The following is an 8732-nucleotide window of genomic DNA, read 5'->3' as shown; positions in this document are numbered from 1 at the left end:
AAATCAGAACTGGAAAAGTAGGGGACAACTACTTATCAACTAAACGCGAGTATAAAGACTATGAGCTAGTAGAGATACCAGCGAATGCACGAGGCCAATTTATTGATGGTGAAATAGTTGTCACATACGTCTACAAAAAGATCGAGACTGAACCTGAAATAAAATGGGGCAAAGTGATCGTTAAGTATGTGGACGAGTCAGGTAAAGAACTAGCAGAGAGTGAAGAATTAACTGAAAAAGTTGGAATAGTGTACGAAACAAAAGCTAAAGCAATTGATGGCTACGAGCTAGTAGATACACCAGTCAATGCAACAGGTACTTACACAGAGGAAGAAATTGTTGTCACCTATGTATACAAAAAGGCTGCGACCCCAATTGATAAGGAAGAGCCTAAAAAAGATTCTAAAGATAAACTAACTGTTAGTAAGAAAGTACTTCCAAAAACCGGCGAAAATACTACAAGTATCAGTATAAAAATAATTGGTATGATACTTCTATTTGTAGGTGTTTCAGGGGTTATAATTAAAAAAATACGTGGGAAAAACATATCTTTTAAAAATTAATAGTTTTTCATTTGAAAAAGTAATACGTGTAGAGCATAAAGTTTTCACCTAGATAATTTAGGTTCTTCGCAACATAGTGTTGATGGCACTAAAAACTGAATAGAAATCGACTCATCGGTGGAGAGTTTCTCTCTGCCGATGTTGTTATTTATATTCAAAAATAAGCGTTAGGTACCTTTTTTCTTTCAGCATTAGTGAAGCAATTAGTTGGACTCGTAAGCTATTTATAAATGAGGGTCATAGCTTAACAATTCATCGATGAGGTCTTGGACTAAAACCCAACAATTAAATAATGGAAGAGAATGCCGATTCTCATCGTTCGATGTATCAGAACCTATGATTAATAGCTTTGAATATTGTTTTAAACGAAGGTTTTTTATTGTCTTCTGACGCACACGAATGAAAACGATTCATGTGTTTAATGCGAAAATGATAAAATGAATGTGTGACTTGATGGACACTGCGAAGGTGTTCAATAATGGAATGATAACGATTTTTGACAATTATTATAAGGTGTTATAAAATTATTTAATCAGTGACATTGACAATGGCTCACTTAGCTAGTATCAGCATTTTTAACACCTTAATTTTTTTTGCAAAAAAATGATACCTGTCCAATAATTATTTTAAAGTTTACAAAAACTGTTTTGATAAGTTGTGCGTAGCTGACAATTTGCAAGACGGAGAATTGTGTCGTGGATAATTACATTTCGTTCTTAACAATTTTTCCGTGATTGATTTTCTATATTTATTACAACATCGATTTCCAAGGAAACGGTGATGTTTTATTTTTTTCCTAAAAGTTAAATAAATGTAAAAGATAACGCTCCGAGATTCTTTTTAAATGAAAAGTGTTTTATAATTCAATAAAGAATTGCGAGAGTAAAGCGTAAATTGGGGAGGAAAGTTATGAGAGATGTTGTGATTGTTTCAGCGGTCAGAACGCCAATCGGAAATTTTGGCGGGATATTTAAAGATGTATCTGCCGTTTCATTAGGTGTTGCTGCCGGTCAGGGAGCTCTTGATAAAATAAATCTTTCTCCAAATGAAATCGATGAAGTGATATTTGGTAATGTGCTTGGTGCAGGGTTGGGACAAAATGTGGCTCGACAAATCTCGATTGCCTTGAAGATACCTTTTGAATGTCCTTCCTTCACTGTAGACATGGTTTGCGGTTCCGGATTAAAAGCGGTCATGCTGGGAGCACAATCTATCCAAACCAATCAAGCGGATGTCGTGTTAGTTGGAGGAACGGAAAACATGAGTCAAGCACCGTACCTATCTGAAAATCAACGTTGGGGAAGTAAGATAGGGGACATTAGTCTTGTGGACTCTTTGTTAAAAGATGGGTTGACCGATGCTTTTGAAGGATATCATATGGGAATGACTGCGGAGAATCTTGCCGAGAAATATCATATCAGTCGGGAAGACCAAGATGCATTTGCCCTGGACAGTCAGAAAAAAACAGAGAAAGCTATGAATGAAGGGAAATTTGATGAGGAAATTATTCCTGTTCAAATACCGAAAAAAAGAGGGGAGCCCTTCATAGCTTCTAAAGACGAATACCCAAGAAATAATGTCACGCTGGCAAGCCTTAGTAAGTTGCGTCCAGCTTTTAAAAAAGACGGTACGGTAACTGCCGGCAATGCCTCAGGAATAAATGACGGTGCTGCTGCGATTATTTTAATGGCGCGTGAAAAAGCTGAGGCTTTAGGACTGGAAATCATGGGACAATTAACCCATGCGGCAAGTGCAGGCGTTTCGCCAGATGAAATGGGTCTAGGCCCAATTCCTGCTACTCGAAAAATTTTGTCCAAATCAGGGCTGACCATCGACCAAATTGATTTAGTGGAAGGTAATGAAGCTTTTGCAGTCCAGTCTCTCTGTGTATTACATGAGCTCGGTTTGTCACCAGAAAAAGTGAACGTCAACGGCGGGGCAATCGCTCTAGGACATCCGATAGGTGCTAGCGGTGCCAGAATTTTAGTCACGTTGGTCCATGAGATGAAAAAAAGAAAAGTTAAAAAAGGATTAGCCACTTTATGTATCGGCGGTGGACAAGGAAATGCTGTGTTGATAGAAAAAGAATGATTTTCCATCAAAAGAGCCTAAGAAATTATTTTCAGGCTCTTTTGATTTTTTTAGTGACTTTAGTCGGTTGAGCACGAAGTCGTGCGAAACAAAAAAACCACGCGTACTGCGCGTGGAAGAAATAGCTTTAGCGTTAAGAAACTCCTTTCGAAATATACTAGATAGTGGCTGTCAACCGCTACAAGAGAATCGAAAGGAGTTTCTTTATGTCTAATGACGATAAAAGTTTAGCACATACAAGATGGAATTGTAAGTATCATTTAGTCTTTACACCAAAATTTAGAAGGAAAGTTATTTATGGTAAGTTGAGAAAAGATAGAGGCAAAATTTTAAGAAAATTATGCGAAATGAAAGAGGTTGAAATAATTGAAGCGCATGCGATGCCAGATCATATTCACATGTTAGTAAGGATACCTCCTAAATTATCAGTTTCTGGATTTATGGGATTCTTGAAAGGTAGAAGTGCAGTCCTAATACATGAACAACATGGGAACTTGAAATATAAGTATGGTAATAGAGGCTTTTGGTCAAAAGGATATTATGTTAGTACTGTAGGTTTGAATCAAAAGACAATTCAAAAATATATTCGAGAACAAGAAGCGGATGACAGGCTTCAGGATAGTATTAGTAAACGAGAATATTTAGATCCATTCAAAAAATAAAAGGGTTCTCGAATGGCAGTTGACAGTCTTTTAAAAGCTCTCTTTAGAGAGTATGCCGGTAGCAAGCCCTTCTAGGGCTATTAAAAAGCCACCCGTTTTCACGGGTGGATATTTACTATTATTAATAATATTTGGTTCAGCAGGATTGCATTGCTGGACTTTTTGATTTATAGTGTAGACTGACAGTGTTAGCATGAGAAAGTAGGAGAAATTGATTGGAAAAACAAGGGATTTTTGATTTGACCTATCAGGGACTTGAAGCATGGTTTCTTTCACAAGGGGAAAAGAAATTCAGGGCTTCACAAGTTTGGGATTGGTTATATGTGAAAAGAGTTCAAAGTTTTGATGAGATGAGCAATCTATCAAAAGACTTGATCAATAAATTAAACGAAGAATTTTTATTTATACCTCTCAAGGAAATCGTCGTTCAAGAATCACAAGATGGTACAGTAAAATATTTATTTGAGTTAGAAGATAGGCATATGATTGAAACGGTTTTGATGAAGCACAGCTACGGCTTGTCTGTTTGTGTCACGACCCAAGTCGGCTGCAGTATCGGCTGTACGTTTTGTGCCAGCGGTTTGCTGAAGAAACAGCGGGATTTGACGGCAGGAGAGATCATGGCTCAAGTCATGCAAGTGCAGTATTATTTAGATAATAAAGGAGAGGGGGACCGTGTCAGTCATATTGTCGTCATGGGCATCGGCGAACCTTTTGATAACTACGACAACGTCATGGCCTTCTTAAATATTGTTAATCATCCTAAAGGTCTGGCAATCGGTGCACGTCATATGACGGTTTCTACTAGCGGATTGATTCGAAAAATCAGAAAGTTTGCTGAAGAACCTTTACAAGTTAATCTAGCTATCTCGCTCCATGCGCCAAATGATGAGGTCAGATCATCTATTATGCCCATTAATAAAAGCAATCCGATCAATAAGCTCATGGAAGCAGTAGATGATTATTTGGAAATAAATAATCGCCGGATCACTTTTGAATACATCATGCTGTCTCATGTGAATGACCGTCCGGAACATGCTAAACAATTAGCAGATCTGCTGAAAAATAAAAAGAAACTAGCCTATGTGAATCTGATTCCTTATAACCCGGTCAGCGAACATGACCAGTATCAGCGCAGTTCTAAAGAAGATGTTCTGGCATTTTATGACCGTCTGAAAAAAGAAGGCATCAATTGTGTCATCAGAAAAGAGCAGGGGACGGATATTGATGCTGCTTGTGGGCAATTAAGAAGTAAAAAAATGAAAAAGATATCCTAATTACTTAATAAATCTTTGTCAGAATCTATGTTTAATCATAGATTCTTTTTAAACTTCGGGAAATATGGTATTATTTAGTAGATATTGAGAAAAGGGGCGAAGAGACTTTTGACAGAATCAAATAAATTTTCCATGGAATTAGTGCTCCATGACCATGAGGAAATTTCGCAAATATTCGGTGCACAAGACAAGCACTTAAAATTAATAGAAGAAAACCGTCATGTGGACATTCACGCCAGAGGAGAAATCATTCAGATTTCTGGTGAGGAGTCTGATGTCAGGGCTGTCCATGACATCTTAAAAAAATTACAGATGCTGGTACTGAAAAAAATCCCAGTCAGTACGCCTGATATCGTGACGGCGTTAAAAATGTCAAAAAAAGGAACATTAGATTATTTTGTTGATTTATATGAAGATGAAATTATTAAAGACCGGAACGGTAAAGGGATTCGTCCTAAGACTTACGGTCAAAAACAGTATATTGAAACAATCAAGAAAAAAGACATCACCTTTGGAATCGGTCCGGCAGGGACAGGTAAAACTTTCTTGGCTGTTGTGATGGCTATTGCAGCATTGAGAAAGGGAGAAGTCCAAAAAATCGTATTGACAAGACCTGCCGTTGAAGCAGGTGAAAATCTTGGTTTTCTCCCAGGGGATTTAAAAGAAAAAGTTGATCCCTATCTGCGTCCGGTTTATGATGCGCTTTACACAGTTTTTGGGGTAGAACATACCAATCGCCTGATGGAAAGAGGCGTGATTGAAATCGCTCCTCTTGCTTATATGAGAGGACGGACCTTAGATGATGCATTTGTCATATTAGATGAAGCTCAAAACACGACCATAGCCCAAATGAAGATGTTTTTGACTCGCTTAGGTTTCAGTTCTAAGATGATCGTCAATGGCGATATCTCTCAGATTGACTTGCCTAGAGGAGTCATCAGCGGTCTTGTCGATGCGCAAAAAAAGTTGAAACATATTAAACGAATTGGGTTTGTCAAATTTGAGTCGACAGATGTGGTGCGTCATCCTGTTGTTGCTGAAATCATTGATGCTTATGACCAAGACGCTGGCTGACAGGTATTAAAGAAGGAGTAACCGCAAATGAAGTTTGATTTTAAAAGTCTCATTGATAAGTTCGGCAGACGATATATCATCATCATCACTGCTCTTTTTGCGCTGATCCTTGGCTTGCTGATGTCTGGGAGTGTGAAGCAGACAAACAGAGACCTCAAGGAAGGTAAATTGGCGGAAGAGACGATTCGTGCCAATAAGACGATTGAGAACAAAGATGAGACAGAAGAAAGAAAAAAACTTGCGGCTGAAGCTATGCCGCCCACTTATAGTTTTGATGATTCGGTTGCTAAACATCGCGTTGAATTGACGACGCAATTATTTTCGTATATTGAGGCAACAAACAAAGAACTCCAGGAAAAATATCAAGCGGATTTGGAACGGGCCAAAGAACGCAACTCTGTTGAGGCCCCCACTGTTGAAGATAAGATTGCCAATTTAAAAGGTCGTCTGGAAAAAATCGACAGTGATGATATTAATTTTTTTCAGGATATTTCACAGGGCTTTTATCAAGGCGTCTTTGAGCTTCCCGAAGATGAATTTAATTTATTAAAAACGGAAATGCTAAACATCGTGGAAAAAACCATGGGAGAAAGAATCCGTGATAACAACTTAGCTGAACATAGAGCTTCAGCAAAAGAAAGTATCGGTGCCTCGTTGCTTTCTGAAGATGGTAAAAACTTAGCTGAAGATCTGATTGATAAGGTTGTGGTGGTAAATGAAGTTTTTGATGAGAAGGCTACGGCAGCAGCGAAAGAAACAGCTAAAGAAGCTGTCAATCCCGTGATGATTTATCATGGTGAGGTCATTGTCCGTGAAGGAGCCCAAATCGATTCCCGGGCAATCAAAAAATTGGAATTGTTGGGAATGACCAATAAAAACAACACTATTTTTCCCTATGTTGCAATGATCATGCTGATTGTGATTCAGTTAGGCCTCCTTGTCTGGTTAGTCATGAGGGAAGGAACCAAAGAATTTCAGTTCAGGTTTATTAATTTTTATGTTTTTATGATGGTTTTAAGTATTTTATTTATGAAGGCTATTGCTTTGTTTCAAACAGAAAGCATGCCTTATATTTCTTTATTGTTTCCCGCAGCTTTCACGCCTTTGGTCCTGAATTTATTTATCAGTCGAAAGGCCAGTGTGTTAGCGGCGTTGTTTCAAGTCGCCTTTTCAGTGTTTGTCTTTTATGATTTAGGCGGCACGAGTACGCTGATCTTACTGCTGATGTCCTATCTATTTTCAGGGTTGATGGCATCGTTGATCAAACAGGAGCGTATCGGCCGACAACTTGGCAGGGCGCTTATCATGTTGATTATCGTGCCTTTAGCTTTTACGATAGTCATGTCAACTTATCAGGGGATGGACTTTGGAGATAGAAAAACTGTTTCGGCGATATTATGTATGCTGATCGGCAGTTTGTTTACCTATGTTTTATCTATCGGTCTGCATCCTTATATTGAATTGCTATTGAATGATGACAGTATGATCGTGTTAAATGAATTGAGCAATCCTAATCATCCTTTGTTAAAACGTCTGCTGGAAGAAGCTCCGGGTACTTACCATCACAGTATGATGGTTGCCAGTCTTAGTTCCAATGCAGTGGCAGCGATTGGGGGCAGGTCGCTGATTACGCGAGTGGCCTGTTACTATCATGATATCGGGAAACTAAAACATGCGAATTTCTTTGTAGAAAATCTGCCTTCTGGTGCAGAAAATCCCCATAATTTTTTACTACCCGAGGACAGTAAAGAAATAATTTTTTCCCATGTGTCGGAAGGGGTCAAAATTCTAAAAAAACAAAAAATGCCCAAAATGATTGTTGATATTTGTGAACAACATCATGGGACTACTTTGATGAGCTTTTTCTATATTAAAGCATACGAGAGAGATAAAAACGTCAAAGAAGAAGATTTTAGATATCCTGGGCCAAGGCCACAAACAAAGGAAGCGGCAGTTGTCAACTTGGCCGATACTTGCGAAGCAGCTGTTCGCGCAATGAAACAGCCGACAAATGAAACAATTCATGAGTTTGTTCATGATTTGGTTGAAAAAAGAATTAAAGATAATCAGCTGGACGAATCTGGTCTGACACTCGGAGAGATTCGTATCATTGAGAAATCAATCATCAATGGCTTATGCAGTGCCTATCATTCAAGAATTGAATACCCAAAAATGAAAAAAGAAATTGAGGAAAATAATAAATAATGGAAATTACAATAAGTGATCAAACGGAAGAATTAACTGACTTACAGTTGTCAGATATTTCCTCATTATTGAATTTTGCAGGTGATTACCTTGAATTGGCAGAGGATACAGAGATGTCTGTAACGTTTATGTCCAATGAAGCCATTCAAAATTTTAATCGGGAGTACCGTGAAAAAGATGTCCCTACCGACGTTATCAGTTTTGCAATCGAAGACGAGGAGGACATCCCACCTGAGTTATTTGAGCAGATGGGTATCCCAAGAAATCTAGGGGATATTCTTGTGTCAGTGGAAAAAGCCCATGAACAAGCTGCTGATTACGGTCATTCCTTTGAAAGAGAATTAGGTTTTTTAGTCGTGCATGGTTTTTTACACCTTAACGGCTATGATCATATGACTGAAGAAGAGGAAGCAAAGATGTTTACTTTACAAAGAAAGATATTAGATGCCTATGGACTTGAAAGAAAATAAATACGGTATTGAAAAAAATAAAAAATTTTATCGTTCTTTAAAATGTGCCTGTGCAGGTTTGAAGGTCGCGTTTGTTGAAGAAAGAAATTTGAGATTCCAGTGTGTGTTGGGAATCTTGGCTGTTTTGGCGGGCTTTTTTTTCGAGCTAGAACGATTTGAGTGGCTGTGGATTCTTTTGGCTATTTTTCTCGTCATAACGATGGAACTGTTGAATACTGTTATGGAAAATTTAGTAGATATGATCACGGAAAAAACCTATCATCCAATCGGTAAAAAAGTAAAAGATATCGGTGCCGCAGTTGTATTTATCAATGCCTGTTTTGCTGTTTTAATCGCCGGAATCATCTTTTTGCCAAAGTTAGTGCTTTTGTTACAAAAATTTTTATAAAA

The 8732-nt window shown here is 38.1% G+C and carries 8 protein-coding genes; all 8 read left to right on the top strand.

Annotation, left to right across the window (positions count from 1 at the left end):
- Positions 1–563: MucBP domain-containing protein (locus tag CBF29_RS12520; RefSeq protein WP_126810062.1), on the top strand; the 563-nt coding region annotated here is incomplete at its 5' end.
- A gap of 909 nt (positions 564–1472) precedes the next feature.
- Positions 1473–2654, top strand: a complete 1182-nt coding sequence (locus tag CBF29_RS12515) for an acetyl-CoA C-acetyltransferase (protein WP_126810061.1) — start codon at positions 1473–1475, stop codon at positions 2652–2654.
- Between the two features lie 206 nt (positions 2655–2860).
- Positions 2861–3316, top strand: coding sequence for an IS200/IS605 family transposase (gene tnpA / locus CBF29_RS12510; protein WP_126810060.1), 456 nt, complete (start codon positions 2861–2863; stop codon positions 3314–3316).
- 215 nt (positions 3317–3531) lie between these two features.
- Positions 3532–4593, top strand: a complete 1062-nt coding sequence (gene rlmN / locus CBF29_RS12505; RefSeq protein ID WP_126810059.1) for a dual-specificity RNA methyltransferase RlmN — start codon at positions 3532–3534, stop codon at positions 4591–4593.
- 108 nt (positions 4594–4701) lie between these two features.
- Positions 4702–5667, top strand: a complete 966-nt coding sequence (locus CBF29_RS12500; protein ID WP_126810058.1) for a PhoH family protein — start codon at positions 4702–4704, stop codon at positions 5665–5667.
- A 27-nt stretch (positions 5668–5694) separates the two neighbouring features.
- A complete protein-coding gene (locus CBF29_RS12495; protein ID WP_126810057.1) occupies positions 5695–7872 on the top strand; it encodes an HD family phosphohydrolase in 2178 nt (725 codons plus the stop codon).
- On the top strand, positions 7872–8342 hold the full coding sequence (gene ybeY, locus CBF29_RS12490; protein WP_126810056.1) for an rRNA maturation RNase YbeY: 471 nt from the start codon (positions 7872–7874) through the stop codon (positions 8340–8342). The genes CBF29_RS12495 and ybeY overlap by 1 nt, the downstream gene beginning before the upstream one ends.
- The gene (locus CBF29_RS12485) at positions 8317–8730 is read left to right on the top strand and encodes a diacylglycerol kinase family protein (protein WP_126810055.1); all 414 of its coding nucleotides are present in this window, start codon (positions 8317–8319) and stop codon (positions 8728–8730) included. The genes ybeY and CBF29_RS12485 overlap by 26 nt, the downstream gene beginning before the upstream one ends.
- The last annotated feature ends 2 nt before the right edge of the window (positions 8731–8732 follow it).

This window comes from Vagococcus elongatus (genome assembly GCF_003987645.1).
Lineage (GTDB): Bacteria > Bacillota > Bacilli > Lactobacillales > Vagococcaceae > Vagococcus_A > Vagococcus_A elongatus.
The sequence above is the reverse complement of the archived record's forward strand: the minus strand, read 5'-3'. Positions and strand labels throughout refer to the sequence as shown.